At 42.3% G+C, this 23,742-nt stretch carries 23 protein-coding genes and 1 tRNA gene; 9 read left to right on the top strand and 15 right to left on the bottom strand.

The features are described 5' to 3' along the window. The first annotated feature begins 173 nt into the window (after positions 1–173). The 3 genes from ureA (at position 174) to C6H00_RS06365 (ending at position 5,108) form a co-directional block, all read left to right on the top strand. Entirely contained in the window at positions 174–854 is a 681-nt protein-coding gene (ureA, locus tag C6H00_RS06375; protein WP_104750149.1) for an urease subunit alpha, read from the top strand. Positions 855–864: 10 nt separating this feature from the next. After that, positions 865–2,571: an urease subunit beta gene (ureB, locus tag C6H00_RS06370; RefSeq protein ID WP_104750148.1), complete on the top strand. Its 1,707-nt coding sequence runs from the start codon at positions 865–867 to the stop codon at positions 2,569–2,571. Positions 2,572–2,774: 203 nt separating this feature from the next. Continuing rightward, positions 2,775–5,108, top strand: a complete 2,334-nt coding sequence (locus C6H00_RS06365) for a TonB-dependent receptor family protein (RefSeq protein WP_104750147.1) — start codon at positions 2,775–2,777, stop codon at positions 5,106–5,108. 6 nt (positions 5,109–5,114) lie between these two features. Here the strand turns inward: C6H00_RS06365 and C6H00_RS06360 are convergent, their stop codons facing one another. After that, on the bottom strand, positions 5,115–5,450 hold the full coding sequence (locus C6H00_RS06360; protein WP_104750146.1) for a hypothetical protein: 336 nt from the start codon (positions 5,448–5,450) through the stop codon (positions 5,115–5,117). 103 nt (positions 5,451–5,553) lie between these two features. Here C6H00_RS06360 and C6H00_RS06355 point away from each other — a divergent pair, with 103 nt between their 5' ends. Genes C6H00_RS06355 through C6H00_RS06345 form a run of 3 tightly spaced genes read left to right on the top strand, consistent with a single transcriptional unit; the run spans position 5,554 to position 7,788 of the window. Then, on the top strand, positions 5,554–5,895 hold the full coding sequence (locus C6H00_RS06355) for a histidine triad nucleotide-binding protein (protein WP_104750145.1): 342 nt from the start codon (positions 5,554–5,556) through the stop codon (positions 5,893–5,895). Beyond that, complete coding sequence (locus C6H00_RS06350; RefSeq protein ID WP_104750144.1) at positions 5,877–7,265, top strand: aminotransferase class V-fold PLP-dependent enzyme; 1,389 nt, start codon at positions 5,877–5,879, stop codon at positions 7,263–7,265. The genes C6H00_RS06355 and C6H00_RS06350 overlap by 19 nt, the downstream gene beginning before the upstream one ends. Position 7,266: 1 nt before the next feature. Then, positions 7,267–7,788 (top strand): DUF3972 domain-containing protein, encoded by a 522-nt coding sequence (locus C6H00_RS06345; protein WP_104750143.1) that lies wholly within the window; start codon positions 7,267–7,269, stop codon positions 7,786–7,788. Here the strand turns inward: C6H00_RS06345 and C6H00_RS06340 are convergent, their stop codons facing one another. From C6H00_RS06340 to C6H00_RS06300, 9 genes are all read right to left on the bottom strand, one after another. Beyond that, positions 7,789–8,016 (bottom strand): hypothetical protein, encoded by a 228-nt coding sequence (locus tag C6H00_RS06340; RefSeq protein ID WP_104750142.1) that lies wholly within the window; start codon positions 8,014–8,016, stop codon positions 7,789–7,791. Then, a complete protein-coding gene (locus C6H00_RS06335; protein ID WP_104750141.1) occupies positions 8,013–8,240 on the bottom strand; it encodes a DUF904 domain-containing protein in 228 nt (75 codons plus the stop codon). Before C6H00_RS06335 ends, C6H00_RS06340 begins: the two co-directional genes overlap by 4 nt. Positions 8,241–8,383: 143 nt before the next feature. Then, positions 8,384–9,817 (bottom strand): outer membrane protein, encoded by a 1,434-nt coding sequence (locus tag C6H00_RS06330; protein ID WP_233704454.1) that lies wholly within the window; start codon positions 9,815–9,817, stop codon positions 8,384–8,386. Between the two features lie 187 nt (positions 9,818–10,004). Then, positions 10,005–10,580 carry a hypothetical protein gene (locus C6H00_RS06325; protein ID WP_104750140.1) on the bottom strand — a complete coding sequence of 192 codons (576 nt, stop codon included), beginning with the start codon at positions 10,578–10,580 and terminating at the stop codon, positions 10,005–10,007. Next, positions 10,577–13,627 (bottom strand): efflux RND transporter permease subunit, encoded by a 3,051-nt coding sequence (locus C6H00_RS06320; RefSeq protein ID WP_104750139.1) that lies wholly within the window; start codon positions 13,625–13,627, stop codon positions 10,577–10,579. Before C6H00_RS06320 ends, C6H00_RS06325 begins: the two co-directional genes overlap by 4 nt. Before the next feature lie 9 nt (positions 13,628–13,636). Then, the gene (locus C6H00_RS06315; RefSeq protein ID WP_199769203.1) at positions 13,637–14,338 is read right to left on the bottom strand and encodes an efflux RND transporter periplasmic adaptor subunit; all 702 of its coding nucleotides are present in this window, start codon (positions 14,336–14,338) and stop codon (positions 13,637–13,639) included. A gap of 3 nt (positions 14,339–14,341) precedes the next feature. Beyond that, positions 14,342–15,574, bottom strand: coding sequence for a TolC family protein (locus tag C6H00_RS06310; RefSeq protein ID WP_233704458.1), 1,233 nt, complete (start codon positions 15,572–15,574; stop codon positions 14,342–14,344). A 152-nt stretch (positions 15,575–15,726) separates the two neighbouring features. Beyond that, positions 15,727–15,803, bottom strand: a tRNA-Arg gene (locus C6H00_RS06305). A gap of 25 nt (positions 15,804–15,828) precedes the next feature. Next, complete coding sequence (locus tag C6H00_RS06300) at positions 15,829–16,134, bottom strand: HU family DNA-binding protein (RefSeq protein ID WP_104750136.1); 306 nt, start codon at positions 16,132–16,134, stop codon at positions 15,829–15,831. A 157-nt stretch (positions 16,135–16,291) separates the two neighbouring features. Here C6H00_RS06300 and gap point away from each other — a divergent pair, with 157 nt between their 5' ends. Genes gap through corA form a run of 3 tightly spaced genes read left to right on the top strand, consistent with a single transcriptional unit; the run spans position 16,292 to position 19,494 of the window. After that, positions 16,292–17,284, top strand: coding sequence for a type I glyceraldehyde-3-phosphate dehydrogenase (gap, locus tag C6H00_RS06295; protein ID WP_104750171.1), 993 nt, complete (start codon positions 16,292–16,294; stop codon positions 17,282–17,284). Continuing rightward, a complete protein-coding gene (locus C6H00_RS06290) occupies positions 17,278–18,498 on the top strand; it encodes a phosphoglycerate kinase (protein WP_104750135.1) in 1,221 nt (406 codons plus the stop codon). Before gap ends, C6H00_RS06290 begins: the two co-directional genes overlap by 7 nt. Before the next feature lie 42 nt (positions 18,499–18,540). Continuing rightward, positions 18,541–19,494, top strand: coding sequence for a magnesium/cobalt transporter CorA (gene corA, locus C6H00_RS06285; RefSeq protein ID WP_104750170.1), 954 nt, complete (start codon positions 18,541–18,543; stop codon positions 19,492–19,494). Here corA and C6H00_RS06280 read toward each other — a convergent pair. Genes C6H00_RS06280 through C6H00_RS08650 form a run of 5 tightly spaced genes read right to left on the bottom strand, consistent with a single transcriptional unit; the run spans position 19,491 to position 23,690 of the window. After that, positions 19,491–20,021, bottom strand: coding sequence for a hypothetical protein (locus tag C6H00_RS06280; RefSeq protein WP_104750134.1), 531 nt, complete (start codon positions 20,019–20,021; stop codon positions 19,491–19,493). The two genes, corA and C6H00_RS06280, sit on opposite strands and share 4 nt — an antisense overlap. Next, positions 20,021–21,193, bottom strand: coding sequence for a glutathionylspermidine synthase family protein (locus C6H00_RS06275; protein ID WP_104750133.1), 1,173 nt, complete (start codon positions 21,191–21,193; stop codon positions 20,021–20,023). Before C6H00_RS06275 ends, C6H00_RS06280 begins: the two co-directional genes overlap by 1 nt. A 9-nt stretch (positions 21,194–21,202) precedes the next feature. After that, positions 21,203–21,964 carry a UPF0323 family lipoprotein gene (locus C6H00_RS06270; RefSeq protein WP_104750132.1) on the bottom strand — a complete coding sequence of 254 codons (762 nt, stop codon included), beginning with the start codon at positions 21,962–21,964 and terminating at the stop codon, positions 21,203–21,205. A 50-nt stretch (positions 21,965–22,014) separates the two neighbouring features. Continuing rightward, on the bottom strand, positions 22,015–23,259 hold the full coding sequence (locus tag C6H00_RS06265; protein ID WP_199769202.1) for a methyl-accepting chemotaxis protein: 1,245 nt from the start codon (positions 23,257–23,259) through the stop codon (positions 22,015–22,017). Continuing rightward, positions 23,232–23,690 carry a cache domain-containing protein gene (locus C6H00_RS08650; protein WP_199769201.1) on the bottom strand — a complete coding sequence of 153 codons (459 nt, stop codon included), beginning with the start codon at positions 23,688–23,690 and terminating at the stop codon, positions 23,232–23,234. The genes C6H00_RS06265 and C6H00_RS08650 overlap by 28 nt, the downstream gene beginning before the upstream one ends. Positions 23,691–23,742: the final 52 nt, after the last annotated feature.

Raw genomic sequence — 23,742 nt, 5'->3', positions numbered from 1 at the left:
CCCCCCCCCCCCCCTTAAAAGCACTTTAATCCTATTTAATATTATTTTTAATTTTTAATAATTATTATTATTAAATATAATAATATTATTATTTATTTTAAAAAGTTAATAAAAAGTAACAAAAATTGGAATATAATCCCCTTGCTTTTAAAATTCAACACAAGGAGTAAGAGGTGAAACTCACACCCAAAGAGCAAGAAAAGTTCTTGTTATATTATGCAGGCGAAGTGGCAAGAAAGCGCAAAGCAGAGGGCTTAAAACTCAACCAACCCGAAGCCATTGCCTACATTAGTGCTCATATTATGGACGAGGCGCGTCGTGGCAAAAAAACCGTTGCTGAGCTTATGGAAGAGTGCGTGCACTTTTTGAAAAAAGATGAAGTAATGCCAGGGGTGGGTAATATGGTTCCCGATCTAGGTGTAGAAGCCACTTTCCCCGATGGCACAAAGCTGGTAACTGTGAATTGGCCTATAGAACCAGATGAGCACTTCAAAGCAGGCGAAGTGAAATTTGGTTGCGATGCAGACATCGAGCTCAATGCGGGCAAAGAGGTAACAGAACTTGAGGTTACCAATGAGGGCACTAAATCCCTGCATGTAGGTAGCCATTTCCACTTCTTTGAAGCCAACAAGGCGTTGAAATTCGATCGGGAAAAAGCTTATGGCAAACGCCTAGATATTCCCTCTGGTAACACGCTACGCATTGGGGCAGGACAAACCCGCAAAGTGCAGTTGATTCCCCTTGGTGGCAGTAAAAAAGTAATTGGCATGAACGGGCTTGTGAATAATATTGCGGACGAACGCCATAAACACAAAGCACTAGACAAAGCAAAATCTCACGGATTCATCAAGTAAGGAGACTCCCATGAAAATGAAAAAACAAGAATATGTTAACACCTACGGGCCTACCAAAGGCGACAAAGTGCGCTTAGGAGATACCGATCTTTGGGCAGAAGTAGAACATGACTATACCACTTATGGCGAAGAGCTCAAATTTGGCGCGGGTAAAACTATCCGTGAGGGCATGGGTCAGAGCAATAGCCCGGATGAAAATACCCTAGATTTAGTCATCACCAACGCGATGATTATCGACTACACCGGGATTTACAAAGCCGACATTGGCATTAAAAATGGCAAAATCCATGGCATTGGTAAAGCAGGGAACAAGGACATGCAAGATGGTGTAAGTCCCCATATGATCGTAGGTGTAGGCACAGAAGCACTTGCAGGGGAAGGCATGATTATTACCGCTGGTGGGATTGATTCACACACCCACTTCCTTTCTCCCCAACAATTCCCTACCGCTCTAGCCAATGGGGTTACCACGATGTTTGGGGGTGGCACAGGCCCCGTAGATGGCACGAATGCGACTACCATCACTCCGGGCAAATGGAACTTGCACCGCATGTTGCGTGCGGCTGAAGAGTATTCTATGAATGTAGGCTTTTTGGGCAAAGGCAATAGCTCTAGCAAAAAACAACTTGTAGAGCAAGTAGAAGCAGGCGCAATCGGCTTTAAATTACATGAAAACTGGGGCACAACACCAAGTGCGATCGATCACTGCTTGAGCGTGGCAGATCAATACGATGTACAAGTGTGTATCCACACCGATACGGTCAATGAGGCAGGTTATGTAGATGACACCCTAAATGCGATGAACGGGCGCGCCATCCATGCCTACCACATTGAGGGAGCGGGCGGAGGACATTCACCTGATGTTATCACCATGGCAGGCGAAATGAATATCTTACCCTCCTCTACCACCCCCACTATTCCCTATACCATTAATACGGTTGCAGAACACTTAGACATGCTCATGACCTGCCACCACCTAGACAAACGCATCCGCGAGGATTTACAATTTTCTCAAAGCCGTATCCGCCCCGGCTCTATCGCCGCTGAAGATGTGCTCCATGATATTGGCGTGATCGCGATGACAAGCTCCGATTCGCAAGCAATGGGGCGTGCTGGGGAAGTGATTCCTCGAACTTGGCAGACTGCAGATAAGAATAAAAAAGAGTTTGGTAAGCTTCCTGAAGATGGTGCAGATAATGATAACTTCCGCATCAAACGCTACATCTCTAAATACACTATCAACCCCGCTTTGACCCATGGCGTGAGCGAGTATATCGGCTCTGTGGAAGAGTGCAAAATTGCTGACTTGGTGGTGTGGAATCCTGCCTTTTTTGGCGTAAAACCCAAAATCGTGATTAAAGGTGGCATGGTGGTCTTCTCTGAAATGGGCGATTCTAACGCGTCTGTGCCCACCCCCCAACCAGTTTATTACCGCGAAATGTTTGGGCATCACGGCAAGGCGAAATTTGACACCAGCATCACTTTCGTTTCTAAAGTCGCCTATGAAAATGGTGTGAAAGGAAAACTAGGCTTAGAACGCAAGGTGCTACCCGTGAAAAACTGCCGCAACATCACCAAAAAGGACTTCAAGTTCAACGACAAAACGGCAAAAATCACCGTCGATCCTAGAACCTTCGAGGTCTTTGTAGATGGCAAACTCTGCACCTCTAAACCCGCCTCGCAAGTGCCTCTAGCCCAATGCTACACCTTCTTTTAGGCACAAATGCCCCCCTGCGGGGCAGTCTTTATTGCGCCTTTAAAAATTAAAATAAATTTTAGCTGAAATTTCCTTTCTTTTTGTGTTAATCATGCTTTAGTGGGTGCAAACTTCCCCATATTTGGTTAATTGCCTTCTTTAATTAATATAATTCTAATAATTGCTATTATATTATCAGCTCTCATTTTCAAAAGGAGTCTTGCATGCGTAAATCTTTGGCCTTATTATGTGGGAGTTGTTTAGTGTTGAGTGCACAAAAGGACATTGAAACCCATCGTCTAAAAAAAATAGAAGCCACAGGTGCAACCATCAATGAAGAAGCCCCCAAAAGCTGGCGCAGTCCTGAGGTGAAAAACTACTTGGGCAGCCAAACTATCATCTCACACAAACAACTCACTCAACAGGCTAATCAAAGCATTGAAGAAGCTCTGCAAAATGTGCCCGGGGTGCATATCCGCAACGCCACGGGTGTAGGGGCGGTGCCTAGTTTCTCCATACGCGGATTTGGGGGTGGGGGCTCTGGGCATAGCAATACGGGATTGATCTTAATCAATGGGATTCCAGCATATGTCGCGCCCTATGTGGATATTGGCATGCCTATTTTCCCGGTTACTTTCCAATCAGTCGATCGTATCAGTGTGATTAAGGGTGGGGAGAGTGTGCAGTATGGACCTAATGCCTTTGGAGGGGTGATCAATATCATCACTAAGCCTATTCCCCATAAATGGGAAAACCAAATCTCTGAGCGCATGACCGCTTGGGGGCGGGCAAACAATGGGGGTTTTGCTGGACCAGCTAGCAAAAACCAATCTTTTATCCAAACCCTTGCCAATAACTTTTTATACAATACCTATTTAAAGAGTGGTGGCATGTTCAATAACCACTTTGGTGTGCAGGTCCAAGCTAACTACATCGCCGGGCAGGGTTTTCGTGCCAATAGCCCCACTAACATCCAAAACTATCTTTTGGATGCGATTTATCAAATCAATGAAAACCACAAGATCACGGCTTACTATCAATATTATAAATTTTTCTTAACCGATCCGGGCTCTTTGGGCGTGCAGGCTTATGAGCAAAACCGCTTCCAAAACAACCGCCCTAATAATAAAAAAAGCGGTAAGGCGATGCGTTGGGGAGCGGTGTACCAAACCTTTTTTGGAGACACTTCTAAAGTAGGTGGAGATTTCACTCTCACTTACTATGGGCATGACATCAGCCGGGATTTTCAATTTGACTCTAACTTCCTAAATGTGAATACAGACCCTGGTTTAGGCCCTGTTTACACCGATCAAAACTATAAGGGGTTTAACATTGGCGATCACCCTCGCAATTATCTCATCAATGCCATCGAACCCAATGCAAACTTAGTATGGCAAACTAAACACATTAAGCACACTTTTAAACTTGGCATGCGCTACATGTCAAGCAATATGCGGTTTCGATTTTTGCAAAATAAATGCCTGTCTGTGGACGATGGCACTTGTCAAATGTCCGGGTTTTTATACGATCAAAAGGCAAGCCAAAATTTAGAGATGTTTAACAATTATGTTGTGTTTTATATGAGTCATAAATGGGAATTTTTACAAGGTAAATTGACACTCACTCCGGGGTTTCGCTACACCTTCTTAGATTATAAAAAAGTGTTGCCTGAAAATGTCAATGCCACAAATGGAGATTTTAGTCTCTCTAAAACCATTAAAAAGACCGACAACCAGTGGAGTCCGGCAATCAACTTAGGCTATAAACCCTTAGAGGGTTGGGTAATGTATTTTAACTACCGCCGTAGCTTCATCCCGCCCCAAGCCAAATCGGTGAGTATCTTTTCAACTGATTACAACCAAATTTTTAATGAATTTGAAGTGGGTTCACGCTACTCCTATAAAGACCTTTTGAGTTTCAACGCCAACTATTTTGTCATTTTGGCACACCATTATTACAGCGGGGGATATGGAAGCAATAGCTTGGACATTAATGCCAAGAGTCAGGGTGTGGAGTTAGAGCTTTATTATGCCCCCATCAGAGGTTTGCAATTCCATGTTGCCTATACTTATATAGACGCGCGTATCACTAATAATGCCAAAGACAACCCTAGCTACTTTGAGGGCATTGTTAACCAGCCTTTCAACCTTAAAGGCAAGCGACTCCCCTATGTAAGTCCTGATCAATTCATCTTTGATATGTCCTATACCTACAAGAAAACTACTTTTGGGCTTTCTAGCTATTTTTATAGCCGTGCTTACTCTTCCATTCTTAACCAAGCCAGTCCAAAAACTGCTTGTTTTAAATTTGTGGGCTATAGTGTTGATGGAGCGACTTATGGCTGTAATAGTGTGGGGCTCTTGCCTTGGTATTGGGTGTGGAATGTGCAACTAAGTCAAGTGTTTTGGCAAAACGGGCGACATCAAATTACAGGCAGTTTGCAGGTGAATAATATCTTTGACATGAAATACTACTTTAGGGGCATTGGAACTAGCCCTACAGGCAGAGAACCCGGCCCGGGGCGATCGGTTACGGCATACTTAAACTACAACTTTTAATTTAACCTAAGAAAAACGCCAGCCATTGAGGTTTAAGATATTGCGATCGGCTTCCTCTAGGGGGGTGTAGCCCTTGCTTAAAAGCCCGTTGATGTAGATTTTATTGTAAATGAAAGCCATCACAATTTGAAAAATCCAAGACAAAGCAGCTAAGCCCGGCGAGGATTCACCCGCCATAACACCAACGATGATCCCTACGGCTAAAAAAATCCCAAACCATTTCCAATCTTTACGGAACAAAGGCACGAAGAAACCAAAAAACAAAGTGGTCCAACTAAAACCCACCTTGCAAACTCTACTCTCTCCAGCTTCGTTTCTTAAGACCACTTTCCCAGCCACCATGCACTCCTTAATTTGAATGTAGGCATTGTAACACAAAGTGTCTCTAACTTTAAACGCTCAAATTCAGCTATAATACGCCCAAAAATACTCAGAAAGGGTACATGTGGCAGAAAAGAATGTCTTTGAAAAAATTATTGCTGGAGAGTTGCCTTGCAAAAAAGTTTTAGAAAGTCCAGATTTTTTAGCTTTTGAGGATATTAATCCTAAGGCCCCCGTGCATGTGCTTGTAGTTCCTAAAGTGAGTATCAAAGATTTTAACGCCATTACTCCTAAACTCTCTTCAGACATTAATGCCTTTATTTTAGAGGTGGTTCAAGCTTTAGGGCTTGAGCAAAAAGGCTACAGACTCGTTACAAATGTTGGTAATGACGGGGGGCAGGAAGTGCCTCATCTACATTTTCACATTTTGGGGGGAGCTAAGCTTACATGGCCCAAACTCCACTAGAGACTAGGGAGAAGCAACGCTTTTTAGCTCAAGCTTTCGCACCCCTACTTAAACGGCAACCTAAAATTCAACAGCTTGCCTATGTGCGTGAAAGTCTCCTCTTAAAAGAGGGTGTGCGTTACTTTGACTGGACAGCTTCAGGGTTGGCTAGCACTTTGATTGAAAAACGCGTGCAGAAACTCTTACCCTTTTATGCTAACGCGCATTCGGAATTTTCCAAGCATGCGGCCTTGATGCAGTGTGTGTACACAGAAAGCAAAATGCGCATCAAAAGAAGTTTAGGTTTGAGTGAGGATTTTATTATCTTAACTTCTGGATTTGGCGCCAGCCATGCTATCAAACGCTTTCAGGAAATTCTAGGGATTTACATTCCTCCTAAAAGTCGCCAAGTTTTAGGTAAACTTGAAGATATTGCTCTACCAAAAGTCATTATCGGTCCTTATGAACACCATTCCAATGAAATCTCTTGGCGTGAGGGATTGTGTGAAGTGGTGCGTTTGGGGCTAGATTCTCAAGGGCTTTTCTCCTTAGAGAATTTAGAACGGGCTTTACAAGAGGCACAAGGGCATACCAACAAATTCAAACCCATAGTTTCTGTGGGTGTGGCTTCTAATGTTACGGGTATGATTGTGCCTTATAAAGAGATTGCCAAGCTTTGCGCACGCTACCAAGCGCATTTGGCTTTTGATGTGGCAGCATTTAGTCCTCATGACAATTTAATAGACGCAGATTTTGATGCGCTCTTTCTCTCAGCGCACAAGCTTTTAGGAGGCGTGGGTGCATGTGGGATTTTAGCTCTCAAAAAACATTTGGTTGATTCAACTCTACCTCCTAGTTTTAGCGGAGGAGGTGTTGTCAAGTATGTGAGTCGTAGTACGCAAGAATACGTGGAAACACTAGATACGCGCGAGGAAGTGGGTACTTATGGCCTTATACAACTCTATAGAGCAGCTTTAGCGTTGCAATTACGCGATGAGGTAGACACTTCTGTGATTAGGCGGCGTGAGAGCATGCTCTCTAAGGTCTTTATGCATGCTTTAGGACAAATCCCTGCTGTACAAATTTATGGCAATTCTTATGTGCCACGACTGGGCAATGTGGCTTTCAATGCGAGTGGAGTATCTTGTTATGCTTTAGCGCAGTTGCTCAGTTGCCAATTTGGTATTGAAACTCGGGCAGGGTGCTCGTGTGCAGGACCCTATGGACATGATTTGCTTGATATGGAAGATAGTAGCTTTTGTGCGTTGCAAGAGAAGGGGGTTAAACCCGGTTGGGTGCGTGTGAGCTTGCATTATAGCCACACCCTAGAAGATGTAGATTTCTTGGTAGATCGAATCGCTAAAGCGATCCAAATATTGCGTGGAGGTTGAAATGGAAGAAGTTGTACAAGAAGTGGCATGGATGGAGCTAGAAGAGTTTTTAGAGGTTTCTAAATTGCCTAAAGAGCGGGTCTTAGCCCTCATTCAAGATCAAAGTATTTTGAGCAAGCATGATGAAGAGCATATTTGGGTGGATTTGCACAGCGCGACCCAAGTTTTAGCCAAACGCATGGTGGGCAAGAATGTTGTGCCCAAAACGGGCTATCCAGCTGTGTTGGAGAACATGGGGACCAATGCGCTCGATCCTGTTTTTGTGGAAAAGACCATTAATACCATCTTGAGCTTGCATGACAAGGTAATAGGGGCTAAAGACGAGGCGATCTATGCGTTTAAAAATGAAAATATTTTCTTAAAAGATGCGGTGATCTCGATGCAGGAAGTTTATGATGAAGATAAGCGTACAATAGAAGTTTTACAAGACGAGCTCACTAAGTTACGCGAAGAGATCGATTTTATGAAGCGCAAATACCGCCTGATGTGGGGTAAAGTTACGGATATGGGTAATGTCAAATAGTTAGGGGATTTTGTTTAAGAGTTGCTTGAGCTGGGCGTTGAGTTCAGAGATGTCGCGCACCTTATTAAGGTAGGCTTTAAAGAGCTCTAGGGGGGCAATCTCTTTGAGATGAAAAGTATCCCTGATTTCATCAACTGCCTCTTGACTGAAGCTTGAATCTAAAGTGATCTTGTAGCGCCTACCACCAATATTCACTTCAATGATCTGAGTAGGCAAGGAGTTACTCATGTTTCAAACGCTTTCAAAACCTTGTCATAAAGTTCTTGGAGGCGCTTATCCTTATTAGCGATTTCCTCATAAAGAGCGTTGATTTGACGATCCTTTTCTTCATGTTGGGTGGTTAAGGTAGCATTTTTGAGTTGCAAGTCTTTATTTTCTTCTTCTAAGAGAGCGAGCTTGACTAGCAAATCATCTATTTTTTCATGGATTTGATCTAGAATATCTTGCCCCATTGGCATCCTTTATGCTAGCTAATAAGGGCGTATTATAGCAAAATGTGCGCTAAGTGGGGAAAGGGATTTCCCCTTGGATTCTTTAGGTCGCCTCAAAAAAACTAACCTGCAGCTACATTCTTGCAAAATCCCATCTATCTCCATCAAAAATTATACACATAGTTAAAATACACCGAAGCATTGCGCCTAAAGCCTATTTGTTGCTTGTAAGTTCCCATTTCTGCATAATCTGTAGCCATAGAAGCGTAGTAATAAGGCATGGGCAACAAAGGAATGCGCGTGCCGATCTCAAAGCCATTGTGTTTGCCTATGTTTGTTCTAAAACCAAAGGTTAAAGGCAGTTGGAAATAACTTTGTCCCATCTGTAGTTTACAAGTCTTGTTACTCTTGCATGTATTCAAAGTCGTTGCTAATGCTTTGCTATCAATTGTCCATGAGCTTCCCACTAGGATCAAGCCTAAGAAAATTCCACTTGTGGTGTTATAACCCTTGCTTTCAAAGAAGTTATACAAACTATCTACACCCACTCCATAAACAAAATTGCTGATCCCATAGTTTGCTTTACTGCTACTCCCTCCTGCATTATAACTAAAACTGCCATAATAGCGCAGTCCCCAGCGTTTCTTTTTGCCAAAGAATTGTTTATAGCCTACCTGTATATTAACCCCATAGAGATTAGTGTTGCTGTAGCGGTGTTGCATGGTGGGGAGAAATTTTGGAATAGCATGGGTGTACATTTTTAAAAACTCTGCGCGGTGGGTTTTGTAGTATTCTGCTAAGACTTGTTGGGCGGCTTGGGCAAGGACAAAGACTTGGCTAGAGTTGTCTTGGATAATAGTGCTAATGGCTTGTCTCTGATTCTTGTTGGATATGGTAGGTTGTTGATTATGCGCGCTAGCGAGTGTATTAAACAGCGTATTGGTCAATGTGTTGGCCGCATTCTCTAGGTTAGAAACTTGAGTTTGTAATGTAGAAATAGTCGCACTGCCCTCAAGAGCTAAAAGAGATAGCTCATCCACTCCTAAAGCTTTAGCTACTTGTTGAGCGGTTGTATCAAATGCCTGAAAAGCCGCCCTAAGCTGGGGGATTTGATCAAAGTTGCTTGCATTGTTGTTCACATGAGTGGCAGCTGAACCCAACGCATCAAGAATGTTCCCCACAATACTATTAAGCGCATCAGGTGTGGCTTTTTGAGCACTTTCAATGGTATCAGCTACCCAAGTAGACATTAATTGTTCTGAGTTTTGTTGATACCCTGCTTTGAGCGCACCAATATCAGTTTTTCCGTTCCAGTTGGCCAATTCTTCTAAATCGCGGACGCGCTCCACAAATGGGTTATCTCGCTGATTATTAAAGTGTATATCTCTTGCTGCGGGTGCTGTCCATTTATTATCTGAAGGAAACACTTTATTAAAATTAATTGAGGTTTGTATGGCTTGAGAGTCCACCTTGCTAGTAGCCTCGCTAGTAGCTTTATCTTGGGTGATATTGGAATATTGAAACCCCACTTGTGTGTAAAACCCATTGTTTTCTGCACCCAAGCCTTGCAATAACATTACCAACAAAATTCCGCGCATATGCACATATATTCCTTTTGTAACAGCTAAAAATAACAAGCACGCACACCCCTCACTTAAGAGGCTGGCTTCTGGGGTGTTTTTCTGGTTTTACTGGTTTAATCTCACTGAAAGTTAAGAGTGGCAACGCGCCATATAACTAAACGCGACCAGATTCTGCCATTCAAACCCAAAAACAAATCTAAAGTTAAAACAAATAGGCATAAGAGGCAATCCAGTAAAAGGCGCGCAAACTTGTAGAAGGTTTTTTAATAGATTTCACTTCCCCAAAAGGGAATTTTACTCCTAGTTCTACACGATGTTGTTTTTCTAGTGTGCCCCCTACTCCAAAATCAAACACGCCATTATACCCCATGAAGCTACGCGTTTGTATAGGGCTACTCAGAGTCATCGCACTTTGAAAATACCCAAACCCAATATCTGCATAAACTCCAATGAGCATTTTTTTGGAGAGTTTATAAAAATCGCTAACAACACCCATATTCCAACTTAACAGCGAATCCACCTTTGTATTAAAGGCAGTGGGTTTGAGGGTTTGGAGATAATTAATAGCGGTGCGCAGAGAAATATATTGCCTAATATCATACTGATACCCGCCCTCAATACCCCACGAAAAGGCGTTATCCCATGGGGTGCTAGAAAGTTTAGCGGTTCTAAACCCCGTCATTACACCAATGAAAATACGATTCTTCTTATCGTTTATCGCGCCACTAGCCCCCCATAAACTCCCTACAAGCAAGAGCCCTAAAGCCCATGCTCTCATCGCGACCCTTGATAGAATTTCTTAAGTTTGTCGTCTAAGGGAGCTAAAAGGCGATAAAAAATCGGCACAACCAACAAGCTTAACGCCATTGAAACTAATAGTCCCCCACTCATCGCAATACCTATAGGCGACTTCATGGCCGAACCCTGCCCGACTGCAATAGCTAAGGGCAACATCCCACACACCATCGCGATCGTGGTCATCAAAATGGGTCGTAAGCGCGACTCGCCAGCCAAAATGATGGCTTCTTCAATACCATGCCCTTCTTTACGCCGATCGTTGGCGATGTCAATGATGAGTGTAGCGTTCTTGCCAACCATCCCAATAAGTAAAATCAGTCCCATTAAAGAGAACAGGCTCAAGGGTTGGTGTACTAAAGTGAGCGCGAAAAAAGCCCCCGAAAAGCTCAAAGGCATGGTAACCATGATAATTAAAGGTTCTAAGAGCGACTCATAGAGGGCAGCCAAAATCATATAAATTAGCACAAAGGCAGTCGCGATCGCCACCCCAAAGGCTTGGTTAGTTTCTTGGAGTTTGTCTGAGTCGCCTGTAAATTTAAAGGATGCCCCCTTAACAAGCCATTCGTCCTTATGTTTCTCCACTTGACCTAAAAGTTCGCTTAAATTCACGCCAATAGCCGGGCGGGCTAAGACCGTAACACTTCTTTGGCGGTTGTAGCGGGTGATATTGGAGGGCACTTTGCGCTCAATCACCTCAATCAACCCGTCTAAAAACATCAATTTGCCGTCTTTATTTCTAATCTGTAGGCGTTTGACATCATCTATGCTCATTTTTTTACCAGCAGGGACTCTAATAATGATGTCGTATTCCTTACCATTTTCTTTAAAATAGCTCACCCGATTCTCCCCTGAAAAGGCGTTGCTCAACACAGAAGCGATCGCTTGTACGCTTACTCCATACTTGGTCGTGGCTGCCCTCAAAATGCGTAATTGATACTGGGTTTGTTGATCGGAGGTGTTGGTGTGATAACCATCTACTTTGCCTTTCAACTCAGGGCTTTCTAGCAAGAATTTTTGGAGTCTTGCCACACTTTCATCCACGAGCTTTTGCGTGGGGGCATAGACAAAGACTTGAAACGCCGAGCTGTCCCCTCCACCAATTAAGGGCACTTGAGCTAGATTGATCGAAGCTAGGTCTTTGGCTTCGGGAATGGCTCTTAATTTGTGGCGCATCTCTTCCATAATGACAAACTGGCTTCTTTTATGCCCTTTCTTGAGCTTGACATAGAATTTACCCTTAAAGGTACTTTGGATACTGCCATAGCCCACTTGCATAGAGTCAAAATCCACATCAGGATCTTTCTCAATCACTGCTTGCAAAGCCTTCATTTTGGCGAGCATCGCTTTTAAGCTAATGTCTGTATTTGCCTTGACAAAAACATAAAACATGCCTCGATCTTCTTTGAGCAAAAACTCCATACCCAGTTTGCCCGCAAAGTGCAAAGAAGCCCCAAAAATCCCCGCTACAACTAATCCCACAATGAGTTTATGATTTAAAAGCCAGCCAAGCAAACGGGCGTAAGCTTTCTCCATGTTAGTAAAAAAGGGCTCTGTGCGCTTGTAAAACTTGGATTGTTCGGGAGATACAATGATTGAGCTAAGCATAGGAATCACGGTAACCACAACAAAATAAGAGATCGCAATAGCAAGAGCTACAGTGATTCCAAAGCTTTGGAAAAAGCGCCCCACCATTCCGGTCATATTGCCCACAGGAATAAAGACAGACAAGAGCATCGCTGAAATAGCGATGATGGCAAAGGCAATTTCATGCACGCCCTCATAGCTGGCGGTTCTTTTATCCATGCCTGCCTCTAGTTTTTTGTGGATATTTTCAATCACCACAATAGCATCGTCTATAATGATCCCAATGGAGAGCGTGAGTGCGACCATTGTCATCATATTTAAAGAAAAGCCCATCCACTGGATGAGCGCAAAAGTTCCCATAACAGAAATGGGGATGCTTACGGCTGAAACAAAAGTGATAGAGAAACTGCGTAAAAAGAAAAAGACCACAGAAACAGCCAAAATCCCCCCTAAAACCAAGTCAAACTTGACATCTTTAATGGAGTGGCGGGTATAGTCTGTGGTGTCTAAAAAAGGACGCAATTCATAACCCGGGCTGACTGCACGCATGGCATCCATTTCTTTATACACTGCATCCACGATTTGGATTTCATTTGCCCCGGCGATCTTTTGCACTTCTAAAACAACACCCTGATCATGCCCATAGCTAGCGTAAGTGATGTCTGGGTCAATGCCCTTCTCAATCGTGGCGATATCGCTTAGGCGGACATGATTACCAATTTGAATGTCGCCCAATTCTTTGAGTGTATAACTATTGCCATCCACCAAAATGGCATAGTTTTTCTTGGAGCCGACAATCTTGCCTCCATCCATTTCTAAGTTTTGGGTTTTTAAGGCATTGTAAAGGTCGATATAGGTCAAGCCGTATTTATTCATCAAACTTGGATCGGCATAAATGCGTACTTGCTTTTCTTCAAAGCCCTGTAGCTGTACTCCGCCCACACCCTCGACCTTTTGCAACATGGGCTTGATGATATTCTTAGCGTGGTCGTTGAGCTCGGCGGGAGTTTTGGTCTTGCTGGTTAAAAAAATGGAGAGAATCGCCTGTCCGCTTGTATCAACCTTATCAATGGCTGGACGACGGATGTTGGGATCATCAAAGCTCACCGAAGACACTTTGTTAATGATGTCATTTAAGGCGGTCATGATGGGCTTTTCAAGTACAAACTCCACGGTTACAATGCTGATATTGCGCGCGCTGTTGGAAGTTACTTTTTTGATCCCATCCACTCCCATCACGGCTTCTTCAATTTTGTCTGTAACCTTACTCTCTACAATGTCTGCACTCGCCCCCGGGTAAGCGGTCTTAACCACAATAATAGGAAAGTCAATATTAGGAAAAAGCGCGACGCTGATTTTTTTAAGTGCCATTGTGCCAAAGAAGACCACCATGCACGCAAACATTAAAGTTGTGATGGGTCTTTGGATTGCAAATTTATACACAAAAACTCCCTATTGAATAAAGCCGTCCCCAAAGACACCGGGGACTAAAGTACTATTAGGGGGTAAAAGGGCTTCAGCACTCACCTTACGCGTACTCACATCAATGGTAGGATAAATTTTGGTGATAGTAACTTGTTGTTTTTCTGGCTCACCATCGATACTATAAATAAATTTATCCCCCACCTTAACATCGGGGAGATATTTGGAATCAAACTCTAGTACCATTTTTGCTTTCTTGCTTACAAGGCGAAAAAGCACCGTGTTATTAGCCCCCATCCCTTCACCTAGTTCAATATTCTTACTAGCAATCACCCCATCAAAAGGAGCTTTTAAAATGGTTTTTTCTACCACAGCTAGAGCGTAATTGCGATCAAATTCCAATTTCTTGTAATCTGCATAGTATTTATCTAGCGTATTTTTATCAATCGCACTTCCAATCTTTTTATAACGCTCATATTGCTTTTGCATGAAATCATACTGCTGAGTAATAGAATTAACTTGGGATTTTTTGTCTTTGTTATAAAGAGTGAGCAACACATCTCCCTTTTTAACTTTGCTTCCCACATCAACATAAATTGCATCCACAATGCCCGAAGAATCTAAAGTTAAGTTCGCATCTTCGAGTGCTTCCACATTGAAGATCGCATACACTTCTTTAGCTTGAAGCCCTATTAGCAATAATAGGGCGTATAAAATCACTTTCATTATCAATCCTTAACGCACATAATCTTGAATGTGGTGGCCGCTGTAAAAAATGTAGTTGGCTTTTTGCATTTCGTAATTGTTTAGAGACTGGTTATAAATCACTTCTGCATCAAAGCGAGTACGCAACGCTCTCAAATAGGTTGTAAAATCTACCAAATTGGCGTTATATTTTTTCTTGATACTTTCATAAGAGAGGGTAGCAGATTTCAAACTCGCTTCAGAACTACGGATTTTAGAGCGCGCCATGTCTAAAGACTTGCGGTAAAGCTGCTCATCTTTTTGTTGCTCCAACTTTTTGTAGGTGAGAGTTTTTTCTTGGGCAAGCTGTCCTAAACGGATAGATTGTTTTTGCAGACTTAGACCAATATCGCTTAAGATGTCCAGACTCACTACAACTGCCACGGTATTTTGTTGGTTAGGAAAGAGATTGCCTAACCTATTGTTCGCGCCTCGGGCAAAAGCAGGCTTTTGGATATAGTATTGCCAATCATCGGTCAAATCAACACTAGGGTAGTAGTTGAGTTGCTTATTTTGATAGCGAATGGCCGTAATTTGTTCTCTCAAGGATCGCAAATCAGCGCGTTCTCTAATGCCCAAATTAGGCTCTAAAATAGTGGTGCGCTTCAAAGAAGGAATTTTAGAATTGGTCAAATACTCTAAGGTAAGGCGGTTTTGCTCGATAGCAAATTCCATATCAGTAATATCATTTTCACTAAGAGCCCCTTGAGCCTTAGCGCTCTCTAGGTTGTCGATGGTAGTCAGTCCCTGATCAAAGAGCTGGCTCACTCGTTTAATATCTGCGCGTAATTCGGCTAACTTACGCTTGAGAGCGACAAGTTGTGCCATGTTATTAAAGTATTGATAGTATTGTTGCACCACTTGCAAATAGATGCTCTGCCTTGTGTATTCCATACTGGCTACATTAGAGCGGTAGGTAGCAGACTTTTCCTTGATGCCATTGATCGTGCTAAAGCCCTTAAAAATATTGAAATCAAGTTTCGTATTGAGGAGTTGCATGTCGTATTCTGGAAACTCTAAGGTATTCCTATTGCGGTGGTTAAACGAATAATTACTATTAAGGGTAGGTAGAAAAGCTGCCTTAGCGATGGTGTGATTTTTAAGAGCCTGACTAACCTGTAAGCGAGCCGCTTGCAAAGAGTAGTTGTTGTTGGCATTTTTGATGAGTTCGGCCAAGCCTAAAGATCCGCTTGTCGCCATCGTTGAGAATTTTTTATCATCCATAACTTCTAGTTCCTGAATGGCTAAAGAGTCAGCGGGATGATAGGTGTCTAGCTCTAGGGCGCACACAAGCGAAGCACACAAGCCATACAACCATAAAAGAAGCTTGGAACGCATTTAACTCCGTTTAATATTACGCATTGGGATTTAGATGATGGTGTCCTTGGCGGGATTTGAACCCACGGCCTCACGATTAGGAATCGTACGCTCTATCCAACTGAGCTACAAGGACAAGTGCGCCCAAAGGCGCACAGAAACTATTTCTTCTTTTTTCCAGTTTTAGGAGGGGTGGCCACTGCGTCTTTGAGGATTTTACCGGGCTTAAACTTAGGCACCATTTTGTCCTTAGTCGTGTAAGTCTTGTCGCTCCCGGGCACTTTGCCTTTTTTGCCTTTTTGCAACACAGCTTCGAATTTGCCAAAACCTACTAATTCTACGCTCTCATGTTCGCTCAAAGCTTTCTCAACGGCTTTTACAAATCCATTGAATGCCAACTCGGTATCCTTCTTATCCTTAAAGCCCCCCTCTTTTTGCATCAAATCTATGAACTCTAATTTCTTCATAACCATCCTTCGAGCAAGTTTAATAAAAACAAAACGCGATTATACTACAAAAAACTCTCAATCGTGTCAACTCCGTATTTAAGAGCCCTTCAAGTTAGCTATTGTATGATACACGGCTAGTCAAAACTTTGTATACCAAATTAAAGGGGCTAAGTTGGTGCGTGTAGCGATCAATGGAACAGGGCGTATTGGTCTGTGTGCCGCGCGCATCGTAACGCAACATGAAGACATGGAGTTGGTCGCTATCAATTCTACTTGCGATCTAGATGCTTTGATTCATCTTTTGCGTTACGATTCTTTGCATAAGTATAGTGAACGCGTAGAAAAGGTCAATGAAGAGGGTTTGTGCATGGGCAATAGTTTGTTTGTGCGTGTTTTGCATGAGCGCGATCCAGCCAAACTAAATTTTGGCAATGCGCAGGTAGTGCTAGAGTGCACAGGACAATTTAACGACTATGACTTGGCCAAAGTCCACTTAAAAAATGCTGTGCAAAAAGTGATTATCTCTGCACCTGCGACCAATACTCCTACTTTCGTTTATGGAGTGAATCACATGAATTATGCTGGAGAATCTGTGATTTCTAATGCTTCTTGCACCACTAATGCGCTAGCTCCTTTGTTGATGGTGCTCGATCAACATTTTGGCATAGAACACGCCTTAATGACGACTATTCACAGCTACACTAATGATCAAAATCTCTTAGATTCTAAACATAAAGACTTGCGCCGCGCTAGAGCGGCCGCTCTAAATATCATCCCTACAAGTACGGGAGTCAACAAGGCTTTAGCGCACATTTTGCCCCGTTTAGCCCCCAAGATTAAAGGCTTGGCTTTGCGCGTGCCCACTCCAGTAGTGAGTTTGATTGATTTGAGCGTGCATGCCCATCAAGAGATGAGCTTGGAGGGTATCCATGCAAGCATGCAATTAGCAAGTCACACCAGTTTACAGGGCATTTTAGGTATTGATGCTCACCAGCGCGTTTCTAGCGATTTTATCGACAGCCCTTATAGCGCAGTATATATTGAGGATCAAACTTTAGTTTTGGACAAACACCATGCTAAAGTATTGGCATGGTACGATAATGAAATGGGCTATTCTCGACGGCTCATAGATATGGCTTATCACACTATAAAAGGATCAACATGTTAGCTGGAATCAAGCGCATGCAAGAAGTTTTAGGAATCCAAGATGTAGAGGTACGGGGTAAAAATGTACTCATCCGCGTGGATTTTAATGTGCCTTTGGATAAGGATTTTAATATTATGGAAGATACGCGCATGCGCGAGAGTGTTCCTACTATCAACTATTGTATTGACAATGGGGCTGAGTCTGTAGTTTTAGTAGGACATTTGGGTCGCCCCGATCCCAAACTAGATGGACAACATGGGAGTCAATTTTCCCTTAGTCATTTGGTAAAGCGTTTGGAGCGTCTTCTCAACAAGGAAGTCTTCTTTGCACATTCTTTGCCAATGGCACAAACACTCCAAGTCGAACATAAGCACCCTGTGATTTTAATTGAGAATCTGCGTTTTTATAAGGGTGAAAAGGAAAATGATCCTGAGTTTTCCAAACAATTAGCCAGCTTGTGTGATATCTATGTCAACGATGCCTTTGGTACGAGTCATCGTAAACATGCCAGCACTTATGGAATCGCCCAATATGTGCCCACTAAAGTGGCTGGTTTTTTACTCAAAAAAGAGATTAATTCTTTTGCTAAAGCCCTTGCTAACCCTTTGCGCCCAGTGCTCTTGATTGTGGGAGGCGCTAAAGTTAGCTCAAAGCTGACTTTGTTGCGTAATATTTTGGATCGAGTAGATAAAATTATCATTGGGGGAGCGATGAGCAACACTTTTTTAAAAGCCCTCAATTACAACATGCAAGCCTCTTTAGTAGAAGAGGATTTGATTCAAGATGCCTTAGAAATTTTGCAGATAGCCAAACAAAAGGGCGTCCATGTTTACTTGCCTGTGGATGTAGTGAGCACAGCTCACCTAGAACACACAGATCAGGTACAAATCACCCCAGCTCAAGACATTCCTTTAAATTACATGGCTGTAGATATTGGCCCAGCCACCTCCAAGCTCTTTTCTTTAGTGATTCAAGGGAGTCAAACCATCATTTGGAACGGCCCATTAGGTGTTTATGAAGTGCCTCTTTTTAGCCGAGGTTCGTTCCAGATCGCCCATAGTATCTCCAATACCTACGCTTTTTCTTTGATTGGAGGGGGAGATACTATTGATGTTTTGACTCGCGCAGGTTATAAGGATAGCGTGAGTTTTATCTCTACGGGTGGGGGAGCGAGTTTAGAGTTGTTGGAGGGTAAGATTTTAGTAGCCTTTGAGGTTTTGGATCGCCGATCATGAAAGAGAGTGTGCCGTGCCCATCAGGATGCAGGAGAGTTGGGCATGATCAATGTCTTTGCTAAAAATAATGAGCTTGTTGAGGTTTTTGCGTTTCAGGACTTTGAAAGTTTCCCCTTTGAAGAGCAAAATATTCTTTGGTATGAACTCATCAACCCGACTTTTTCTGAACTCTATTGCATTGCTCAGAATTATGATCTCAACCTCTATGAAGACCCTGAAAAAAGTGCGGTAGTCAAGTATTGGGAAAACAGCACTTCCATTACCATCAACACTTATTTTATCTATAAAGATTCGCCCCTAGCTTTCCATACAGAGGCAATCACTTACTTTATCTCTAACAATATTCTTTTCACTCTTTATAATGGAGACTTTCCCGTTTTTCAAGATGTGCAACGGCGTGTATTAGCTAGCCCTAAGAAATTCTATGATGGGTTTGACATTTTGGCTAAAATCCTAGAGCTTTATTTTGAAAAAGGGGCAGACTGCTTAGAAGAAGTCAATCGGGAAACTAGCGCGTTACGCAAACAAATTGTCTTTGATTTAGAGGCTTGCACCCATGAAGAAACTTTAATCGCTCTTTCTTTCTTGCAAGAATTCAACATGGAATTGCGCGACTCCCTCTTTGATAAACGGCGCATCATCACTACTCTATTAAAGAGCAATAAGGTAGATAGCGAGGCCAAGAATGACTTTAATATTATTGTTAAGGATTTTAACTCCTTAGTAGAATTTAGTACAGCTAATCTCAATGCCCTAGATAATATCCAAAATCTTTTTACCTCTCAAGTGAATGTGGAACAAAACAAGATTATCAAGCTTTTCACCGTGGCAACAATGGCGATGATGCCTCCTACCTTGATTGGAACAATTTATGGAATGAATTTTGAAGTAATGCCCGAGTTGCGTTGGGAATATGGTTATCCTATTGCGATTGTAGCGATGGTTGTTTCTACCATTCTGCCTATTTTATATTTTAAAAAGAAAGGTTGGCTCTAGGATAGCGCAAGCAAACTTCCTAGAACAATCAAGCCTAATACAAATGCCCCGATGATGCCCTTAGCATTTTTACGCTTAAAACCCATGAGCAAGCCACTGGTATAAAAGAGGGTTAAGAAAATTCCAAAAAAGACTCCAAATATCTTCAAGGCTTTGCTTACTTTGCCCTTATGCACCTGCATAAGTAGCCCTAACAGGCTTCTATGAATGCTTGTAACAATGCTTGCATTTCCCCTAGAAGTCAAATTGATTTCATAACTAGCCGTGCCAATGATTAGCACACCCCTATGCTTTCTTGGCTCAATTTTAGAGGGTAAGGCAATGCTTTTCTGCTTTAAGAAATCTAAGAGAAATTCTAATTCTTTGTCTTTGGGCACGAAAGGCACATTCCAGTGCTTAATTTTAGCCCCGCTGTTAGAGTTAAAATCTAATAAGAACGCCACCCCACTGATCACAAACAGCAAGGCTATAGGTAGGAAAAATACACTTGCATAAGCGTGGAATCTATAAATAGCCTGCAGACGCATTACTGCAAAACATGGCTGACAAACTTAGAGTAATTATCCATCACAAGCCCCCCTTTACGAAAGCCCAACCCGCACGCCTCGTAAGCAAAAAATACATTAGGTTGGTAATAGAATTCTCCCACCTTATTAAGTGGAGCGTATTCTTGATACACCGGTTTATGATTGCTATAAACCCCTCCAGTTTCATGCAAAACACTGAGATCGGGATTAAGGATTTGTACATTAGCTCCCTCACGCCCAAAAGCAACTTTGCGCACTTGTTTTTTATTTCGTAAGGGCTCATAACTAGCTTCTAAAAGCAAAGGATGATTAGGATAGCGTTCCCAAAGCACCTTTAAAAAGCGTTTGCTTTGGAATAGTAGCGTGTAGGCAGGGTTTAAAAAAATGGTATTTTGATTGACCATCATGTCATGCATGAGTAAAGTCAATTCAGGCTCATCAATGGCGATACTCTCCCAAGGCACCAGCTTAAATAAAAATTCGTAATTCACGCCCTCAAAAAAGACACCCGCTTCTGCATTAAATTGCACTTCATCCATATAAGCAAAATGTGTCTCAAAGCCCGCGCTTCGTGCAGCATCTTGTAAAAATTTTACACTCCTTTCTTCCTCAGAACTTCCCCGCACACTAGAAAAAAGAATTTTCCAACCTTCATACATGCTTTCAAATTGACTCACATCTTCGCTTAGAGTAACAAGGCGTTTAAAATTCTGCATGAGAGCTTCATGGATATTATTAAACTGCAAATCCTCATTATAGCCATTATGTTTAAGTAATGCCCACTGAATCACGGCACTCTCATAGAGCATTGTAGGCGTATCCGCGTTAAATTCCAAAAGTTTGATGGGTTGCCCATCCAGCCCTCCAGCCAAATCAAAACGCCCATAAATATGCCAATGCACTTCCTCTTCAAAACTCTGCTTGATCATTGGAATCAGACTATTAGGGATGTCCAGCTCAAAAAAGCGTTCCTGATTAATGATCATTTCTGCAGTTTCTACAAACATGTCATATAGCTCATTGCACGCCTCATAATAGGCGTTAGCCTCTTGCTGAGAGACAACAATCAAATCATTGCTCAAATAAGGGCTTTGATCGGGATCTGTATGCCAATCTAGTCCAATCTCTTCTAAGGCATGGTGATTTAGGGGTTGTAAAGTTTTAATTTGCATAGGATTCCTTTATGAGACTGCGTTGCCACTATGTGAAGAGCCAAAAAATCCGCTACGCCCCTGTGTAGGGCTAGAAGAAGGCGCACTTTGTGGGCGCGGAGCAGTGGTGCTAGATTGGCTAGGGGTGGTAGGAGTGGTAGTGGTTGGCGCGCTAGGTCTAGGCGCGCTAGAACTTGGATTAGAGGGGTTAGAGTTGAAGAAGCCACTACGATTGGGACTGGCTGGAGGCACGCCCCCTACTCCTCTAAAATTATTTTGACTGCGTTGATAGGCTTGCGGTGAGCTGTAATTTCTTTGGGCGTTTTGGGTGTAATTGGGGTTATTAAAAAGTTTATTGCCTATGTAGCTCCCCAAAATCGCCCCAGCCGCGCTCCCTAAAATGGCTGCTCCAATGCCAAGCCCTGATCCTCCCCCCTCAGCAGGGGGTTTGGTGAGTTGGCTGGTATTATTATTCACCTTAGCCTCTTCCTCTTTGATGAGTTTTTGTACCTCCTCATCAGAGAGCATGCGCTCCTTGCCTTGCATATCGCGCACCACCACCCGTGTTTTATCGCTAGGGTACTCCTCAGCGACCTTATAACTTTTATCAGGCTGTTCTTGCAAAATTACCAACGCGCCCTTTTTGATCTGCTGGGTTTGATTACTGGATTCTTTGGGTTTTTCTTGGGTGTTTTGTGAGTTATTATTGCAACCAGCTAAGGCTACCACCACTACCGCACTAAGTCCTCCAACAATGGCGTAATCTGAAATCTTTCTAAATGGTGTTTGCATCTTTATCCTTATCTTGTAAAGTTCCTATGCTAGCATAATTTTACCTAAGCCTATATTTTAAATTGCCCAATATCTGCATCTAAGTCTGTAGTGGAAGAATGCAAGGAATTTGCCAATTTGAGCACTTCATTAGCGTTCTTAGCAGATTGTTGGGCGTTTTTCTCAATTTGATTGAGTTTGCCAATCATCGTGTTGATATTCTCACCTGTTTGTGTGTAATTGCGTATAAATCCATGCGTATTGCTCACCATAATTTCTATATCCGAGCTCATGCCCTTAAAATTCCTTTGCACCTCCAAACTATTTTCACTCAAACTCTTGATCTTTTTAGAATTATGCCCCATTTGAGTTGCAACATCATTGATTTCTTGAACAATCAAACCAATGGTAGAGTTGATTTCTGCTAAACTTTTTTGCGTGCGTGCAGCCAGATTTCTGACTTCATCAGCCACTACAGCAAAACCTCTTCCATGTTCACCTGCTCTTGCAGCTTCAATAGCAGCATTCAAAGCCAATAAGTTTGTTTGATCGGCAATATCATTGATGATATGCAAAATGCTTTTGACACTATCTGCATTTTTACTAAGTTGCTCAATTTGTAAAGCGAGAGCTTCTTCGGTTTGGGCAACCTCTAAAATGTGATCTAACATGCCACTTAACGATGTGTTAGAAACATTGATCGAGTCTTGGGTTTTGCCTAGTTTATCACCCACCCCTTGTGCCTCCTCTATTAATACCTTCATGGTATTAGAAAAATCCAAAGAAGAAAGATAAAGCTCTTTAATGGTTTGCACATTCGCCTGAGTATTCTTGGTAGCATTGGCAATGATTTTTTGCAATGAATCTGCTAGTGCTCTATTTTCAATACTATGATATTGGATATTTTTCATAATCTCATGGATATTTTCTACAAAATGGTTAATATGATTACCCGCCTGCCCAATTTCATCTTTAGAGTTGTCCACTTTAAAACGACTTGTTAAATCCCTATCCCCATGCGTGAATGCGGCAATCTTTGTAACTAAATCTTTCAAGCGATTAAAAATAGTGAAATACATCAAAATAGCCGAGATAGCGATGATGCCTGCCATGATGCTCATATTCCACGCGACTAAAATTTTAGAATCATGCCTATCCTGCCTTTTTACTCGCGATTCTAAAGTATCAAAATCCTTAACAATATCGCTGTAGTAGGAAGTGATAGCAAGCACAATATCTCCGGAGGGATCGTAATGGGCGTAAGCTACTTTAGATTCGGGTCTACCTCCTAAACTTTTGGGAACTTTATAGCGCACATACCACCACCCGCATTGGCCTGCTCTATAAATTTTTTAACATAGTAGACTCCATCCTCACTGATAAAACCATTTCCATCTTTGCCTGCGTTACTAACATTAGCTGGATCTAAAAGCACCTCCCCAGTTTTCTTGATTGCCATAATGTAATAGATACTGGTGTCTCCATTAATTTCTTTAAGTAATTCCAAAATGGAACGAACCGCTTCTTGTTTGTTTTGAGTTTGGTAAAATAAACGCAAGGAACGCTCCAAGAGTTCGTACATGTATCTAAGGGCGTATTCTTTCTTGTGAATATCATCTTGTTCAGTCTCTTGGACAATATTTTGCACTAATTTATGTCTTTTATAATCTGCAACAAAAACAAGAATAGTACCCAATACCACTAGAGATAAAAAAAGATTACCTGTAATTTTGAGACTCAGGCGCATAGATACTTCCTTTCAAAAGTGTTAAGTCTATAGAATATATCACACAAATACC

The sequence above is a fragment of the Helicobacter cynogastricus genome (assembly GCF_900197855.1).
GTDB lineage: Bacteria > Campylobacterota > Campylobacteria > Campylobacterales > Helicobacteraceae > Helicobacter > Helicobacter cynogastricus.
This window is presented reverse-complemented; position numbering and strand designations above follow the sequence as displayed.